Annotated in this window: 14 protein-coding genes; 10 read left to right on the top strand and 4 right to left on the bottom strand. The window is 55.9% G+C overall.

Annotation, left to right across the window (positions count from 1 at the left end; translation table 11 throughout):
• The first annotated feature begins 15 nt into the window (after positions 1–15).
• The 4 genes from KVT34_RS23270 (at position 16) to KVT34_RS23255 (ending at position 4,115) form a co-directional block, all read left to right on the top strand.
• Positions 16–1,359 (top strand): amino acid permease, encoded by a 1,344-nt coding sequence (locus KVT34_RS23270; protein ID WP_217561579.1) that lies wholly within the window; start codon positions 16–18, stop codon positions 1,357–1,359.
• A 105-nt stretch (positions 1,360–1,464) separates the two neighbouring features.
• Complete coding sequence (locus KVT34_RS23265; protein WP_217561577.1) at positions 1,465–2,478, top strand: SIS domain-containing protein; 1,014 nt, start codon at positions 1,465–1,467, stop codon at positions 2,476–2,478.
• Positions 2,479–2,538: 60 nt separating this feature from the next.
• Positions 2,539–3,321, top strand: a complete 783-nt coding sequence (gene frlD, locus KVT34_RS23260) for a fructoselysine 6-kinase (protein WP_217561575.1) — start codon at positions 2,539–2,541, stop codon at positions 3,319–3,321.
• Positions 3,322–3,386: 65 nt separating this feature from the next.
• Positions 3,387–4,115, top strand: coding sequence for a GntR family transcriptional regulator (locus tag KVT34_RS23255; protein ID WP_217561573.1), 729 nt, complete (start codon positions 3,387–3,389; stop codon positions 4,113–4,115).
• 64 nt (positions 4,116–4,179) lie between these two features.
• Here the strand turns inward: KVT34_RS23255 and nfsA are convergent, their stop codons facing one another.
• Positions 4,180–4,914 carry an oxygen-insensitive NADPH nitroreductase gene (gene nfsA / locus KVT34_RS23250; protein ID WP_217561571.1) on the bottom strand — a complete coding sequence of 245 codons (735 nt, stop codon included), beginning with the start codon at positions 4,912–4,914 and terminating at the stop codon, positions 4,180–4,182.
• A gap of 231 nt (positions 4,915–5,145) precedes the next feature.
• Here nfsA and KVT34_RS23245 point away from each other — a divergent pair, with 231 nt between their 5' ends.
• The 3 genes from KVT34_RS23245 to KVT34_RS23235 all read left to right on the top strand — a co-directional run bounded on the left by KVT34_RS23245 (position 5,146) and on the right by KVT34_RS23235 (position 7,843).
• Positions 5,146–5,691 carry a hypothetical protein gene (locus KVT34_RS23245; protein WP_217561569.1) on the top strand — a complete coding sequence of 182 codons (546 nt, stop codon included), beginning with the start codon at positions 5,146–5,148 and terminating at the stop codon, positions 5,689–5,691.
• 261 nt (positions 5,692–5,952) lie between these two features.
• Entirely contained in the window at positions 5,953–6,438 is a 486-nt protein-coding gene (locus KVT34_RS23240) for an RNA polymerase sigma factor (protein WP_217561921.1), read from the top strand.
• Positions 6,425–7,843, top strand: coding sequence for a hypothetical protein (locus tag KVT34_RS23235; RefSeq protein WP_217561566.1), 1,419 nt, complete (start codon positions 6,425–6,427; stop codon positions 7,841–7,843). The genes KVT34_RS23240 and KVT34_RS23235 overlap by 14 nt, the downstream gene beginning before the upstream one ends.
• A 104-nt stretch (positions 7,844–7,947) precedes the next feature.
• Here the strand turns inward: KVT34_RS23235 and KVT34_RS23230 are convergent, their stop codons facing one another.
• Complete coding sequence (locus KVT34_RS23230) at positions 7,948–8,589, bottom strand: cell wall hydrolase (protein ID WP_217561565.1); 642 nt, start codon at positions 8,587–8,589, stop codon at positions 7,948–7,950.
• A gap of 474 nt (positions 8,590–9,063) precedes the next feature.
• On the opposite strand from KVT34_RS23230, the gene KVT34_RS23225 reads away from it, so the two are divergent.
• Positions 9,064–11,400, top strand: a complete 2,337-nt coding sequence (locus tag KVT34_RS23225) for an ATP-dependent helicase (protein WP_217561563.1) — start codon at positions 9,064–9,066, stop codon at positions 11,398–11,400.
• A gap of 271 nt (positions 11,401–11,671) precedes the next feature.
• On the opposite strand, the gene KVT34_RS23220 is transcribed toward KVT34_RS23225, so the two are convergent.
• Together KVT34_RS23220 and KVT34_RS23215 are read right to left on the bottom strand one after the other, a co-directional pair.
• Positions 11,672–12,172 (bottom strand): cupin domain-containing protein, encoded by a 501-nt coding sequence (locus tag KVT34_RS23220; RefSeq protein ID WP_217561561.1) that lies wholly within the window; start codon positions 12,170–12,172, stop codon positions 11,672–11,674.
• Positions 12,173–12,391: 219 nt separating this feature from the next.
• Complete coding sequence (locus KVT34_RS23215) at positions 12,392–13,111, bottom strand: 3-ketoacyl-ACP reductase (RefSeq protein WP_217561559.1); 720 nt, start codon at positions 13,109–13,111, stop codon at positions 12,392–12,394.
• 228 nt (positions 13,112–13,339) lie between these two features.
• Here KVT34_RS23215 and KVT34_RS23210 point away from each other — a divergent pair, with 228 nt between their 5' ends.
• Both KVT34_RS23210 and KVT34_RS23205 read left to right on the top strand, forming a co-directional pair.
• A complete protein-coding gene (locus tag KVT34_RS23210) occupies positions 13,340–14,185 on the top strand; it encodes a glycosyltransferase family 2 protein (RefSeq protein WP_217561557.1) in 846 nt (281 codons plus the stop codon).
• 78 nt (positions 14,186–14,263) lie between these two features.
• On the top strand, positions 14,264–17,470 hold a 3,207-nt coding region (locus KVT34_RS23205; protein WP_217561555.1), incomplete at its 3' end, for an NTTRR-F1 domain.

Genomic DNA, 17,470 nt, shown 5'->3' with positions numbered 1-17,470 from the left:
TTGGAGGAACTCGCTATGAGTAACGGCACACTTACACGAAAACTGGGTTTCTGGTCGGCCCTGGCTATCGCAGTTGGAACTACGGTAGGTTCCGGCATATTTGTCTCTTCCGGAGATGTGGCAAAAGCGGCGGGTCTTCCCTCGATTTCCATCCTGGCCTGGATTATCGGCGGGATTATCGCAATTCCGCAGGTCATGGTGCTGGCTGAATTGTCAACGGCTTACCCGCAAAATGGAAGCGGTTACGTTTATCTGAATAAAGCGGGCTGGAGACCCTTGGCGTTCCTGTACGGCTGGGCGACATTCTGGGCGCTTGATCCGCCGTCCATTTCAATTATGGCTTTGGCCATCGTGGCTTACTTGGCAAGCTTCTTCCCGTTCTTTGCCGGGTTCGCCGGCAAGCTGCTTGGGGTGGCGATTATTCTGATTATCACCTCCATCCATTACCGCAGCGTTAAAGGAGGCGGAAGCTTTCAGGTCATTATTACCGCTGTTAAAATCATTCCTTTCCTGATTGTTATTGTGCTCGGACTTATGTATATGAATTTTGACAATTTCTCTTACACCCCAGCGGCGGGAGCAGGAAGCACGAGTCTTATCGGAGGCGTATCCGCTACGACCTGGGCGTACACGGGAATGGCAGCCATCTGTTTTATGGCGGGTGAATTCAAAAATCCGGGGAAAGTTCTGCCTAAGGCATTAATCAGTTCGGTGCTGATTATACTTGGCCTTTATACCCTGCTTGCGGTGTGTGTCACCGGCTTGATGCCGTTCGACAAGCTGATGGGTTCCAGCGCCGCTGTATCCGACGCCGTGAAATACATTCCGGGATTGTCCGGTATTGCCTCATCCTTTGTGGCCGTTACGGCAATCATTGTTATTCTGGGTTCCTTGAGCTCGTGTATTATGTTTCAGCCGCGCCTGGAGTATGCCATGGCGAAGGACGGGCTGTTCTTTCAACGCTTTGGGAAAGTCCATCCGAAATTCGAAACACCCAGTTTCTCGATTATCGCTCAGGTTACATTTGCCTGTATTCTTGTATTCTTCAGCAATCTAACGGAATTGCTGGGTTACTTTACACTCATTCAGCTGGTTATTAACATCCTGGATTTTGCCGCCGTCTATAAATGCCGGAAGAGAGACGATTATAACCCCATTTACCGGATGCCGATGTGGAGAGTAACGACAATCCTGGCGATCGCGGGGGCGGCATGGCTGGCATGGGGAACCTTTACGTGGGCCCCGATTCAAGGCATGATTGCGGCTGCAATTGTTATCGCGACAGGCCTGCCTGTGTACTATTACTGGGAGAAAAAATACGGCTCCAAAAAGCCCGGGGAAAGCCCAATCGTTGCTTAGTCAAAAAAACGTTGTTTAAATTGTCATGTTAATTTATAATACAAGACATAACAAATAAAATTGGATCATATTGGAGATCGCCTCCAGTATGGGGAGGGAACGAACATGTTGAACTTTGATGAACAGTTATTCCTTAAGCTTTTGGAACAAGAGGGCCTTGCCTTTAGAGGGCAGATTGAAGAGATGGTGGACGGAATTTGCAAGAAAGGGTACAGCAACATCTTTCTGATCGGTGCGGGTGGTACGATCGCCATGATGTATCCTTATGAATATATTTTGAAATCGAACTCGACGATTGACGTGCATGCGGAGATTGCCGCTGAGTTCATGGTGATGAACAACCGTCATTTCAGCAAAGATTCCGTATGTATCTTCACCTCGGTTTCCGGAACGACTCAGGAAACTGTGGCCGCAGCCGAGTTCTGTAAGGAACGCGGGGCAACTACCATCGCGCTTGTGGCTGAACCGGATACGCCGCTGACGAAGATCGTGGATCACTGCATCACCACGGGCTCGGAGAAACATTCCTTCGATACGTTCTTCATGCTGCTGCACATGGTCGTGTTCCGTTTCATGTACAACAATAACGAGTTCCCTCAATACGATCGGTTCGTCAAGGAAGTCTCCCTGCTGCCGCGTGCGATTCTGGATGCGGTCAAGTCCTTCGATCCGAAAGCGGAAGCCTTCGCGAAAGAGCATAAGGATACGGACTACCACATGATGGTGGGCTCCGGAAATCTATGGGGAAATACGTACTCATACGCGATGTGTATTCTGGAAGAGATGCAGTGGATTCACGCGAAATCGATCCATGCGGCGGAGTTTTTCCATGGCACACTTGAGCTGGTGGTTGAGGATACCAGCGTGATTCTGCTAAAAGGTGAAGACGAAACCCGGCCGCTGATGGACCGCGTGGAACGTTTTGCCGAGAAGATCACAAAGAAATTGACCCTTATTGATACCAAGGAATTCAAAATGGAAGGCATCAGCGAAGAGTTCAGAAAACATTTCTCCGTCAATATCAACTGGTCCGTGCTCAGCCGCATCAGCGTCCACCTGGAGCGCGAGAGAAATCATCCGTTAACGCTTAGAAGATACTATCGTCAAATGGAATATTAAAATGTCGTGAGCACTACTTTGTAGTGCTCCTCTTTTAATCGCAGGGAAGGCGGGAGCAAGATGAGAATCGTTACAGTCGGAGATAATTGCATGGATGTCTATCAGGCCAGCGGCAAAGCCTACCCGGGAGGCAATCCGGTGAATGTGGCCGTTTATTTAACGGAACTGGGTGCACAGACCGCATATATAGGCTGGGTAGGCACGGACATGTATGGAGAGATCATGATCCGGGCTATTAAGGATAAGGGCGTGGATACTTCCCGAATATCCAAAAAGGCAGGAAAAACAGCGGTAACCCAAGTCGAGATGGTGGGGAATGATCGCAAGTTCGGCGATTATGACGAAGGAGTTATGGCCCGGTTTTCCCTTACTCCGGAGGAAATTAGCTTTGCCGGAAATTATCAGCTTGTACATTCGGGCATATGGGGGCATGCCGATAAGTATTTTGCCGCGTTTAAGGAAAAGGGGCTGGTGACCTCATTCGATTTCTCGGACCAGCTTGGCGACGAGCTCGTACAAACCTTAACGCCCCACGTGGATTATCCGTTCTTCTCTTACACCCGGGACGATGACTATATCCGGGAGCTTCTGACCGAAGTGAAGCAGAGAGGATCTCAAATCGCCGTCGCTACCCTGGGAGAGAACGGTTCACTGGCCTATGACGGGGAGCGGTTCTATACGTGCGGCGTCGGTAAGGTGAATGTGGTGGATACGATGGGCGCGGGGGATTCGTTTATTGCGGGGTTCATCTACGGCAGATTGAACGGGCTTCGGGTCGAGGATTGCCTGGAGCAGGGCGCGTCGACGGCGGCGAAGACCATAGGATATTTCGGGGCATGGTGACTGGAATAGGCCATCAATGTATAATACGAAGTATATAATCATTGATGGATAAGGATGAATGAACGATGAATTTAAATCCTTCAACCCCCCAGCCGCTGTATATGCAGATCCGGCAAATGTTGAAGAATGATATCCAGCACGGAAGATATAAACCGGATGAACAAATACCAACCGAGGCGGAGCTCTGTGATACTTATAATGTAAGCCGGATTACGATCAGGAAAGCGATCGAGGAATTGGTGCGGGACGGCACTCTGACGCGGATTCCCCGCAGAGGCACCTTTGTGGCCTCGAACAAGTTCCACAATGAGCTGTTATCTGTAAGCGGATTCTCGGAGTTCAGCCATCAGCTCGGCATGATCCCGAACTCCCGGATTCTCCGGAGTGAGGTCATTCAGGCCTCGGAGGAGGTAGCCGGGCATCTTCAGATTGAGGAAGGCAGTCCCGTGCTGGAGCTTGAGCGGCTGATGTACGTGGATGACCGCCCTCTTTTCTATGATATTGCCCATTATTCACTCACCCGGTTCCCCGATCTGGAGAAAAAGATTGCGATGAACGAATCGACCTACAAGATTTTGTCGGAGGACTATCAGACCGAAATTGTAAGCAATGATAAGATCATCGATGTCATCGGAGCGACCAAAGATTACGCGAAGCTGCTTGAATGTGATATTGGGGCGAATCTGTTCCGGATCTTAAAAATCGCTTTCGACGCGAACGATGAGCCGGTTCACCTCTCCACCTTCATGTGTGAGACCAACCGGGTCAATTTGACGGTTCACCGGGCCAAATAAGGACTTGCCTAGCGGCATAAAGACCCCAAAAGAAGGGGTCTTTTGTTTATTCAGGAGCACGAAACTATTCCAGCCTAAACCCCTGTTTCTCCAGAAACGGCTTCAAATGAGCGCGTACCGGTTGACGGTACTTGTCCGCCATACTGCGGGACCAGGTGATGCTCTGCTTGCCTCCGGTCCGTTCCTCGTAGTATTTTCGCGTCGTCTCATCGTACCGGCGGACTCCTTCGTCCGAGCGTTCGCTCTGATAGCCGTTCTCGTGCAGAACGGCCGTCTGGGGAAGCCGGGGGCGGAGGGAAGGCTCCTGGTCCGGCACGCCTACGCACATTCCGAACACCGGGTAGACAAGCTCGGGAAGCTTAAGCGCTTCGGAGACGCCGTCCGGGTTGTTGCGGATGCCTCCGATGTAGCAGATGCCCAGGCCGAGGGATTCGGCCGCGATTGCGGCATTCTGCGCGGCCAGCGCCGCGTCCATCGAGGCAACGAGGAAGCTTTCGGTGTTTTGGTGGAACACTTCGCCGGACTGCTCGGTTGCTTTGCGGAGCCGATTCAGGTCGGCGCAGAACACGAGAAAGAGTCCGCACTGCTCTACATAGGCCTGATTGCCGGCGAGCCGGGCCAGTTCTTTTTTCAGCGCGGGATCGGTGGCGGCAATGATGGTGTAGGCCTGCACGCTGCTTGAAGTCGAGGCCATTTGTGCGGAAGCGATAATCGCTTGCAATTGATCCCCGGGAATCGGATCGGGTTTGAACTTGCGGATAGAGCGGTGCCGGGTCAGCAGATCGATAACGGAATTCATGGACGCAATCTCCTTTTTTTCAGAGCATAAGATAAATGTTGATCGGGTTGTTACAGTTAGTTCTATTATAAGCGAAAACTTGGTAAGATCGTACTTATAGCCGGAAAGGGATGAAACGATAAAAACCGCCGAGAGCCGCTTAAAGCTGCTCAGAGCCGTCAAGGGACGGAGAAGTCCGGAGGCAGAGAGCGGATGGGCTTGAAGTTACAAGACGCAAGGAGGGGCCGCCATATGCAGGAAGGGATCGAACGGGACTTCGACCCGCCAATTTCCAAGAGCAATTCGAAAAAAATGCGGGCTTTTATACAGCGGAGCGTTTTTGTGCTGCCGTTTGTCGCGGCGCTGTCCGCATGTAGTGTGACCCACAGCGTGGAAACGGATACCATCCGCACTGCCGCCAAGTCCATGAAGAAGAACCTCAAAGGGTACAAAGGGCTCTACTGTACGTTTACCCGGCCTGATGTAACCTGCAGAGTGGACTGGAAAGGGGAGCCGGACCCGGAAACGCATGCTGCCGTACTGGCCGCCGTGAAGGCGTTCGTCACGCCCGAGCATATGCGGGAAATTGCCCGCAGTGTGAAATGGAATTTGGAAATTTCCGAATTCCATTTGCTCCTCAATACGGATGACAATAAGGCGGACGCGGAGCATGCCTATTCCGCCCGTTATTACAAAACGTCGGATGCGAGCGACGATTCCGAAGCCAATATAGACGCCTACAAGACCTGGACGGAAGACGGAGCGCAGGCCGTTCCTCTTGAAACCGGATCTGACTGAAACGGCTGCCTCCCGGCGGCTTTTTTTGCGTTTTAGCGGGTAGGGACGGTCAAGCTGTATATGAAGGACGACCGTTACGCGATGTCACATCAGGCTCTTTAAAGCCGCGCAGGTCCGAACGAATAGAACTTTTTTTTTAAAACTTTCCGGGGCGGGAACGGTTCCGCCGTTTCTGTTGTCTAATGGGTGGGGGTGAAAGCGTTGGGGGTTCAACAGAGAGACGAAGAGGGAAAACCGGCAAAAGAACATTTTCGGACGATGATGCTGGATTACGGACAGGACGTGTGGAACTACGCCTTCTTTCTGACCGGACGCAGGGAAATGGCGGATGATATTTCGCAGGATGTTTTTTTGAGCGTTTTCCGCCACTTCGATACGTTCGAAGGGAAAGCTTCCGTTAAAACGTGGCTGTTCGCGATCACCCGGAATACGGCGCGCAATCATATGCGGACCGCTTTCATGCGCAGGGTGATTCTGGTGGGCCGGGCGCAGCCAAGCAGCAGCCACCCGTCGGCGGAGAGTGAAGCGATGGAGGCGGCTTTCACGGACGAGATCTGGGAAATCGTGATGAAGCTTCCCGCAAAATTCAGGGAAGTGCTCGTACTGGATGCCAAATACGACATGACGATGGGAGAAATCGCCCTGGTGCTCGGCGTGTCGGAGGGAACCGTGAAATCGCGGCTGTCGCGCGCACGCAAAAAGGTGTCGGAAGCATGGAAGGAGGAGTCTGCTTATGAACGGGCCTAAGCCGGAATGGTACGACAAGCTGAAAGCGGGACCTTTTACAAGAAAAACGTTCACGATGGACGATATATACCGCATCGAGCAAAAGACGGCGGAATCCGCGCAGGGTGGTCGTATGCCTAAGCTAAGCGTTCCCAAAAGAAGAAGGACGCTGCCCGTATTGGCGGCTGTGTTCTTGTGCGTAGCGGCAGCCGCGTTCCTGTTCCGGGGGGAGCTGGAGCCCGCCGTAACCAAAGCATGGTCCGGGTTCGTGAAACAGACGGAGCCGCCGCAGGCGACTGTTCCTCCTTTGCAGGATTCGAAGAGCTACTCCTACCTGAAAGGAGATACTTATTCCTTATCAGGACCTGACGAAACATCGAGTTATGGTTCCGACACGTATTTGGTCTCATCGGATCGTCCCGTTAAAATTCGGGATAAAAAAAACGGATTTATCCAAGTTAATAATGATCGCTGGATTCCCGAATGGTTTGTGCTAAAAGAATCGGATAAGCTTCTGGAAAATACGGAACTGAATGAATTTCTTAAGCAGAGGCCTATCGTTAATGTAAGTCCTTATTATAGGATCGTTAAGAATTCGTTAAATTTCTCTTTATACCCGGGCGAAGAAAAGCCCTCGGGATTTTTGCTTAAACAGGGAAGGGTCGTTAAGGTAATACGTGAATATGAGAACTGGCTATGTGTCAGAGTCATGTACACGGATGGTTTGGAGTATAGTGGGGACGTTTGGGTACCTAAAAGCGAATTGGCGGTTTATGACCCTTCCAAAGCTAGAGAAGGGCTTCTTAAAAGCAGAGCTATTGCCACTGATTCCACAGGTCAAACTGTGTACGTAACAGAAGGTTCTCCGATAATGATTGAAGATCTTTCAGAAAACAAATATACGTTTACAGCTTTTCGCGACATTAAAGGAACGTTATTTAAATCGGATTTTCTTGCAAATCCTTTTGAAGGAAAAGATCAGATACCTCAAATCGACTACCAGTGGTACTTTTCGAAAAGAGAAACCTTAGAAAAGTTTGATGTATTCACCAAAACCCGAACGGACGACCCGCTCAAAGGGCTGGAGCCGATCGATATTTTCCGTTTTTACGTGACGGCTTCGGAAAAAGGGGACTGGGAAACGGTCTATGCCCTTCTGATCAAGGGCAGCGATTACGCGACGCCCGGCCGGGAAGAATACCTGAACGATATCGGCAGGGAACCGGATGCGGATAAACAGGCGAAGCAGAAATGGGATGCTTTGCGGAAGGACTACACGCTGTATCAGGAAATCAGCGGGGATTCGGCGTACATCGTCATGACGAAGCGGGGGTCCGGTTCATCATCATCGGAGGACAAACAAGCGTTCAGCCTGATCCGCAACAAAGCGGGCATTTGGAAAGTGAACTGGCTGCCCATGCAGTAAAGCCGAATAAAAAGGAAAGAGCCAACTTTGCGTGGTCGGGGCAAAGTTGGCTTTTTAGCGTGCGGGGACCTGTGTAGGTGATGCCCTGTATGATGAAAGCTCGATCAGTTCGTGAAGACGTGGTTTCCGATCACGGCCGTTTTCGGACGAGACTTGCTCCAGGACGAAGTGGCAACGTCCGGATTGTAGTAAAACAGCGCGCCCCCGGTCGGATCGGAGCCGTTCAGAGCGGCGCGTGCCGCTTTGTAAGCCGTTTCGTTAGGCTTCAGCCAGTACTGGCCGTCCCGGACGGCGGAAAATTGCCCCGGCTGGTGAATGACGCCCGGAATGGAATCCGGGAACTGGTTGGATTGCACGCGGTTGATGACGACGGCGCCGATCGCAACCTGCCCCTGGTAGGACTCGCCGCGGGCCTCGGAATAAATGATGCGCGCCATCTGCTCCAGGGCGTTCTGCTTCGGCACGGCCGCTTTCTCCAGCTTGCCGAGGGTCTTCGAGTCGGCTTCGCCGTCGACGGGAAGGCCGTAAGCGCGCTGGAACTTTTTCACGGACTCCGCGGTTTTCATTCCGTAGTAGCCGGTGACGCCCGCGTCAAAGTAACCGAGCGCGTCAAGCCGCTCCTGCAGGTCCAGAACGTGCTCGCTCTGTGTTCCCTTAGACAGGGACATGGCCGAGACCGAAGGGGCCGCGGAGACTAGGCCGATGGCGCATGCGGCGGCAGATAAGAATATAGGCATTTTTTTCATGGTTGATGGAAAACCTCCTCTTGTTTTTATGACCACGTTTTGTGTACGTGCGATAGGGACTTTAGGGCCTACGATGGTCATCAAAAGCTTCCGCCCACGCTTATCGGCGGCTGCAGGGGAGTGACAGGAGGCCGGCTTGAATCCGGCCCGTCTTTTATACTGTTCGGGGAGTTTGGCCGAATTGTTTCCGTAGGAACGAAAAAAATGGATAGACGATCCAATTTTGAAAAGAAAGAGACCCGCAGCAACGGGCCGCGGGTCTTAAGATTTATTTATTAAAAGGGGGTCGAGTTTTAGTATAGGGCTTTTATATTAAAGGAAGATGAAAACTGGATTGCAGTTATGTTACAAATTGTTATCGGAGTGTATTCTCATCGCCCGCAGAGTGGTATAGTTCTAGGGTGAGCTTTGCAACGAAAGCTTGCACAGAGCAGCTTAGAGGACAAAAAAGACAGAATTTGAAGGTGAACGGTTTTGAGTCAGGCCCCTTTTTACACCGTGCCTCCGGGTACGGGACACACGAACATTCCGCAAGCCGTTATGGCTTCCGCACATACAAGCAGGGAACTGGTCCCGGACGGAGACCGGGACGCTTTTTACTTCCGCCGCCTGGAGGAGCGGGGCATCGCCCTGAACGAGCCTCAGATCCGGGCGGTGAGACACTTTGAAGGACCGCTGCTGACGCTGGCGGGCGCCGGCTCGGGCAAAACGTCCGTGCTTGTCTGCCGGACGGGCTACTTGCTCGCGGTGCGCGGGATCCGGGCGGCGAGCATTCTGCTTGTCACGTTTTCCAGCAAAGCCGCCGCCGAAATGAGAGAACGCATCGCCGCACTGCCGGGAATAACGGCCCAGGAAGCTTCCCGGCTTCAAGCGCGGACGTTTCACTCTTTTTTTCTGCGGGTCATAAGGAGCCAAGGCGTCCAAGAAGAGATTTTTAACGAGACGCGCAGGCAGCACATCCTGCTCAAGCAGATCATGCGGGAGCTGGGCATTCCCGATACGTATCAGCCCGAGACGCTTCTGACCCTGCTTTCCTTTTATAAAATGAACCGGACGGAGCTGCAGGATCTTCCGCAGCAGACGAAGGAAGAGAAGGAAATCCGCAGCATTCTGATCCGCTATGAAGAGTGGAAGCGGGCCAACGCCAAAATCGACTTCGACGACGTGCTTCTCCGGGCGTACCGGATGCTGAAAGAGAACGAGAGCCTGCTGCGCTCGCTGCAAAACCGTTTCCAGTATGTCATGGTGGACGAGTTTCAGGACACGAACGGCATCCAGTACGAGCTGATCCGCATGATTGCGTCGCCGCAGAATCATTTGATGGTGGTGGGGGATGACGATCAGACGATTTATTCGTTTAACGGGGCGCGGAGCGAATTTATTCTTCATTTCGAAAAAGAGTTCCCGTCCGCCAAGGTAATCACACTGGCGATTAATTACCGCTCGGGGGCATCCATCGTCGGGCTCGGGAACGAAATCATCCGGCACAACAAGATGCGGCGGGTGAAGACGCTGAAAGCCGCGAACGCGGGCAGTTCCCGGCCCCAGTACATCCGCCCGCTAACGACCGACGAGGAGGCGGAAATCGTCCTCACCCGTATCCGGCAGGATGTGGAGCGGGGGAAGCGGAGTTACGGGGATTACGCCGTTCTTTACCGCTCCGCAAGCAACAATCGCGCTCTGCTGGAGCAGCTCGTTCTGCGCGAAATCCCCTATATTGATTATGGGGACGGGCAGCTGCTGTACGAGCATTGGCTGATTAAGCCCGTTCTCGATCATATGCGCCTGTCTTTGAACCGCCGCGACTTTGAGGCGATGGAAGGAGTGCTGCCGTCCCTGTACATCAACCGGGAGCACGGGATGGCGTATATCCGCCAGCAGGAGGCGCGGCAGCCGAAAAAAGGGCCGCTGGTTCATCTGCTGTCCATGCCGGACAAGAAGGACTTCCAGATAGAGAAAATCCAGGCGAGGCTGGAACTGATTCGGGAGCTGAAAAAGCTGAAGCCCCTAGACGCGATCCGCAAAATGCGCGTGCATTTTTACGACGCCTACGTCGAGACGGACGGGCGGAAGCAGCCGACCCAGCACAAAGAGATGCTCAAGGAGATGCTGGACGAGCTGGAAACGTCGGCGGAACGGTTCCGCACCACGGCCGAGTTCGTCCTGTTCGTGGACGATGTGCTGTCCCGGAGCAGGCAGAGCGGCCGCCATCTCTCCGAGGAACAGGGCAACCGGGTCGCGTTGATGACCATTCACCGTTCCAAAGGATTGGAGTTTCCGGTGGTCGTCCTGATCGGTGCCTGTGAGGGCAGCCTGCCCCACAGCTCCGTACTTGACCCGAAAGCGGCGGACGGCGCCGCCGATCTCGAAGAGGAACGGCGCCTCGCTTACGTGGCCGTGACCCGGGCCCGCGAGGAGCTCATCGTAAGCTCGCCTTCCCTGTATAGGGGAAGAAAGGCGGGCGTCTCGCGGTTCGTCGTGTCCGCTTTTACGGGGCGGAGCGGCGATTCGCCGGCTTTCGGCCGACGCGCGCAGCCGTCCTCCGGCAAGCGGACCGTCACGGCGGTGAGCCGCACCGCGGTGGCGTCCGTCCGGGCACCGGAGCGAAGCGCACCGGCCGCGCCGGTACGCACGGAGACGGTGCCCGCGTGGCTCTGCACCGGGCCGGGCTGCAACGCCTGGGTGCGGATCGCCGCCGGCGAGCCCGCAGCGGGCAAGGCCTCCGGTGCGCCGGCCAAGGCCTGCCCGCTGTGCGGGGCGCCGATGACGGCGGGCCGCCGGGAAGCGGCCGTGCGCACGGCCGGCCGTTGAGGGCGCGGGCGCGTGGCCCGCTGCCCGGCCGAGCTGCCGGCGAAGGCTTGCCCGCTGACCGGCGGGGCCGGCCCCGATGCGGGGGCCGAAGCCGGCCCGCTCTGCGGCTGCCGCCCAGGCCCCCGGTAATCCGGCGGGAATAGCTGCCGGAGTACCGTCAGCGCGCTGCTAACGGCGTCTGCGGCGCTCCCGCAATCCGGCCGGAATCGCACACGCGCATACAATCTCATAAAAAGAACGGACCGGCGTCTCCATACCCGGTCCGTTCTTTTTATTTCCACAAGCGGAGAAGCGGCCCCTCCTCACCGAAAACCGGATCGGTGTCCGGCACGGGAACGCTGCGGATTTTTTCCCGGATGGCGGGGGTTGCGCTCTCTTTATGAAGATCGGGCTCCATGCCGCCGGGATAGGCCCCTACAATCTTGAAGTCGGGGCTGCCCGAAAGCTTTTTGTGCCCGGTTCCGGCAGGCAGCACGACCACATCGCCGGTCCTCAGCTCTACCGACTCTCCATGCTCGCCGCCGAGCCGGACTACCGCGCTTCCGCTAATGACGCCCAGTACCTCGTGCGCGTTGCTGTGGTAATGATGGTAATCGAACACGCCGTTGGTCCAACTGTTCAGCCAGTTATGCCGGTTAAACAGCTTCTCCGTCTGCTCCGCATTTTCCGAGAAAACCCCGCTGTACAGAAGCACGGGCAACCGGGGATGGTTCGGAATGTCGCCGTCTTCTTTGAAAAAGAATGTTTTCACATCCACGTCCGCTGCGCTCATGTAAAGCTCCCTCCCTAAATCGACTGTCAAAATAAACTCTTGAAATTTTGGGGACTAAACTATTGACCCTATATGTAGTTAACCTTCCCGCTATTTTTTTAATACGAGAAAATAAACCAAAAGACCTCCTCCGTTGTGGAACGGAAGAGGTCTTGCTGCGAATTCAGCTTTTGGGGGGGCTGCCCGGCCGAACTTCCGGAAAAGCCTTAAAACCGGCCGTTACTGCGGATTGGTTGTCCAGATTCCGGCGGTCTTGATGAATACGCGCGGAGGAAGCTTCAGCGTGGTAGTGATCAGCTCCGCTACGTCTTCCGGCTGCATCATCCGGTCTTCGTCGCCGATTTTGAGGCCCGCATTGCTCGCCAAATCGGTATTGACGGTGCTTGGCGTAAGTGCCGTTACACGGATGTTGGATTTGCGGACTTCCTGCATAAGCGCCTCGGTCAGACCGAGAACCCCGAATTTGGAGGCACAGTATGCCGATCCGGTAGCAAAACCGCGTTCCCCGGCCGTAGAGGCCACATTAATGATATTTCCGCTGTTTTGCTGGATCATGCCCGGCAGGACGGCACGCGTCACATAGTAGGTTCCCATGAGGTTGACCTGAATAATGCGTTCCCACTGCTCGGGGTCCATATCCGCCACCGTGCCGAATTGGGCGATTCCCGCATTGTTGATCAAAATATCGACATGGCCGAGTTCTCCGGTTAGGGAGGAGATAGCCTGCTGCACTTCGGATGGTTTCGAGATATCGGCGGAAGCATAGAAAACGTTGACTCCGTATGTACCGGAAAGCTCTTTCTGAAGGGCTTCCAGGTCCACTGTGCTTCTGGCCAGAAGACCGAGGTTAACGCCTTCTTTGGCAAGAGCGGCGGCGGCCGCTTTGCCGATTCCTTTGCCGGCCCCGGTGATGATGGCTGTTTTGTTTTTAAGGTCCATGAATGTCTCTCCTTTATTCCCTTGAGGGATCTTTGGTCTCTTAGCTAAGTTACCATAATAGTTACAGTTTATCAAAATCGGCCGAAACTGTTTCCGGGTTAAAAAGAGGGTTAAAGAGGGCTTCTTTTCGGAAGCTTTTTTTTGTACGGAAGTTTGTTTTTTTCAAGACCCAAACTGTCTCTCATCCGCGCACATATTCTAGCAGGAATCCGAAAAAGGAGTGAGAGAATGGGAGCTTTAACTTCGATTATTATATTGACCCGGAACGGGCTGAAGCATACCCGGGCTTGTGTCGAAAGCGTACAAAAGTACACGTCTTTGCCGTACGAATTTATTTTTGTGGATAACGGATCGACCGACGGAACGTTGGCTTATTTATCGACCGTCCGGAATGCGACCGTGCTTGCCAACTCTGTGAATAAAGGCTTTGCCGGGGGTTGCAACCAGGGAATCCGGGCGGCCAAGGGAGACTATCTGCTGCTCCTGAATAACGACGTCGTCGTTACGGAAAATTGGCTGGAAGGGCTGCGCGGGTGGCTTGATTGGGACCCGACCATCGGCATCGTCGGACCTGTTTCCTGCAATGTGGCGCCGATTCAGCGGATTCAGCCGGACCCTTATCAGACCATGGACGAGATGCAGCGGTTTGCGCGCAAGTGGAGAGAGCAAAACATCGGAATCGGATTTTATCCGCACCGGCTGATCGGTTTTTGCATGCTTTTTCATAAAAAACTGATTGAAACCATCGGAGGATTCGATGAGCGTTTTTACCCCGGTGGGTATGAAGATGATGATTTTTGCCTTCGCGCCCGGCTTAGCGGAAAAATTTTGTGGGCTGCCTGCGACGTTTACATCCATCATCACGGTCATGCGACTTTTACGGCCAATGGACTCGCCTGGAATGAACAAGGCCTCTACAATGCGGAAATATTCCGAAATAAATGGAATTTGGAAGTTTCCGCGGTCGAGCTGGAAAAAACGGGCTACAATCCGAGCCTCATCGTCGAGAAGGTTAAAACCTTTTGCCTCGAAAAGCATTTCGTGCCTCTAGGAGAAGAAGGTGACTTGGCGTGAGCCCGAATTTTTTCGCACAGGGTAACTCTACAAACCAACTACGTTCGCAGTTCATAGATTAATAGAGGAGGTGAGGTTATGACCGTTTTATTTAACAATTTGATTCGAAACGGCGGCTTCGAGCTGGGAAGTTTGGATGCCTGGGGAGCCTTTAATGCCGTTGCGGTGAGTACAAATCCCAAGGTTGGCGGATATGCTTGCCTACTGACGGGTGGAAATGTAGGAGCGGGGATCATTCAGGCGGTTTTTGCTTTGCCGGGGGAAAGCTACTCGATTTCGGCCTCTTTCGCCAAAACCGGAACCGGAACGAGTCCGCAAGTTAACGTAGCGCTGGCTTACTATGATTCCTCGTATTCGTTCATTTCGAACGGGATAGCCAGTACGATCCAGCAGGGGACCCTTCCCGATGTGGCAACCGGATCCTGGAAAATGCTCTATGAGGTGACCGGCGAGGTTCCTGCGAATGCGGCCTATGCCTCTTTTCTGGTGACTCTTTCGCCATTGCAAAATTCATCCAACGTACTGATGGACGAAGTCGTTGTCATGAATGCAAGTGCGAGCGCATCGGGCGTCACGGGTGCGACAGGAGCAACGGGGCCCGCAGGTCCGACCGGCCCGACTGGAAGTACGGGAGCCACGGGTGCTGTAGGGGCGATAGGTCCTACAGGTGCGGCTGGGCCGGCAGGAGCCACGGGAGCAACTGGGGCTGACGGAGCGACGGGAGCCACGGGAGCTGATGGAGCGACGGGTGCGACCGGAGCTGATGGAGCGACGGGTGCAACCGGAGCAGATGGAGCGACAGGTGCCACCGGAGCTGATGGAGCAACAGGTGCAACGGGGGCCGACGGAGCGACGGGTGCAACTGGGGCTGATGGAGCGACAGGTGCCACAGGAGCCGATGGAGCGACAGGTGCGACCGGAGCCGATGGAGCCACAGGTGCGACCGGGCCGACTGGAGCAACGGGAGCCACTGGGGCTGATGGAGCGACGGGCGCAACCGGACCGACTGGAGCGACAGGGGCAACGGGTGCCGATGGAGCGACGGGTGCCACGGGGGCCGATGGAGCGACAGGAGCAACTGGGGCTGATGGAGCGACAGGTGCGACCGGACCGACTGGAGCGACAGGTGCCACAGGAGCCGATGGAGTGACAGGAGCAACTGGGGCAGATGGAGCGACAGGAGCAACCGGGCCGACTGGAGCGACAGGTGCGACCGGGCTGACTGGAGCGACAGGAGCAACGGGAGCCGACGGAGCAACAGGAGCAACCGGGCCGACTGGAGCGACGGGTGCCACGGGAGCTGATGGGGCGACAGGTGCCACGGGAGCTGATGGGGCGACAGGTGCAACGGGAGCTGATGGAGCGACAGGTGCAACTGGAGCCGATGGAGCGACAGGAGCAACTGGGGCTGATGGAGCGACAGGAGCAACCGGGCCGACAGGAGCGACAGGTGCCACAGGAGCCGATGGGGCGACAGGAGCCACGGGTGCCGATGGAGCGACGGGTGCAACTGGGGCGGATGGAGCGACAGGTGCCACGGGAGCTGACGGAGCGACAGGAGCAACGGGAGCCGACGGAGCGACGGGTGCAACCGGAGCAGATGGAGCGACAGGTGCCACAGGACCGACTGGAGCGACAGGAGCAACTGGGGCAGATGGAGCGACAGGTGCCACCGGAGCAGATGGAGCGACAGGTGCCACAGGAGCTGATGGGGCGACAGGTGCAACTGGAGCAGATGGAGCGACAGGTGCCACAGGAGCCGATGGAGCGACGGGTGCAACAGGAGCCGATGGAGCGACAGGTGCCACAGGAGCCGATGGAGCGACAGGTGCGACCGGAGCAGATGGAGCGACAGGTGCGACCGGGCCGACAGGAGCGACAGGTGCCACAGGAGCCGATGGAGCGACAGGTGCGACCGGACCGACTGGAGCGACGGGTGCAACGGGTGCCACCGGAGCCGATGGAGCGACAGGTGCGACCGGGCTCACTGGAGCGACAGGTGCCACAGGAGCTGACGGAGCGACGGGTGCCACAGGAGCAGATGGAGCGACAGGTGCAACTGGGGCCGATGGAGCGACAGGGGCAACGGGTGCCGATGGAGCGACAGGTGCCACAGGAGCTGACGGAGCGACAGGTGCAACCGGGCCGACTGGAGCGACAGGTGCAACCGGGCTGACTGGAGCGACAGGTGCAACCGGGGCCGATGGAGCGACGGGTGCCACAGGAGCTGACGGAGCGACGGGTGCAACGGGAGTCGATGGAGCGACAGGAGCAACCGGGCCGACAGGAGCAACTGGGGCCGATGGAGCGACGGGTGCCACGGGGACCGATGGAGCGACAGGTGCGACCGGGCCGACAGGAGCAACTGGGGCAGATGGAGCGACAGGTGCTACCGGACCGACAGGAGCGACAGGAGCAACAGGAGCAACGGGAGCTGACGGAGCGACGGGTGCAGCGGGAGCAGATGGAGCGACAGGGGCAACGGGAGCAGATGGAGCGACAGGAGCAACTGGGGCTGATGGAGCGACAGGTGCTACCGGACCGACAGGAGCGACAGGTGTAACCGGAGCCGATGGAGCGACAGGAGCAACTGGGGCAGATGGAGCGACAGGAGCAACCGGGCCGACTGGAGCGACTGGTGCAACCGGAGCAGATGGAGCCACAGGTGCAACAGGAGCTGATGGAGCGACGGGTGCAACAGGAGCCGATGGGGCGACAGGTGCAACGGGAGCCGATGGAGCGACAGGTGCCACCGGAGCAGATGGAGCAACAGGTGCCACCGGAGCCGATGGAGCGACAGGAGCAACTGGGGCTGATGGAGCGACAGGTGCCACCGGAGCCGATGGAGAGACAGGTGCGACCGGGCTCACTGGAGCGACAGGTGCCACAGGAGCTGACGGAGCGACGGGTGCCACAGGAGCCGATGGAGCGACAGGTGCAACGGGAGCCGATGGAGTCACAGGAGCAACTGGGGCTGATGGAGCCACAGGAGCAACCGGGCCGACTGGAGCGACAGGTGCCACAGGAGCCGATGGAGCCACAGGAGCAACTGGGGCCGATGGAGCGACAGGAGCAACGGGAGCTGACGGAGCGACAGGAACAACCGGGCCGACAGGAGCGACAGGTGCCACGGGAGCCGATGGAGCGACAGGAGCAACTGGGGCCGATGGAGCGACAGGAGCAACGGGAGCTGACGGAGCGACAGGAGCAACCGGGCCGACAGGAGCGACAGGTGCCACGGGAGCCGATGGAGCGACAGGAGCAACTGGGGCCGATGGAGCGACA

It is taken from the genome of Paenibacillus sp. GbtcB18 (genome assembly GCF_019091125.1).
GTDB classification, from domain to species: Bacteria; Bacillota; Bacilli; order Paenibacillales; family NBRC-103111; genus Paenibacillus_F; species Paenibacillus_F chitinolyticus.
The sequence above is the reverse complement of the archived record's forward strand: the minus strand, read 5'-3'. Positions and strand labels throughout refer to the sequence as shown.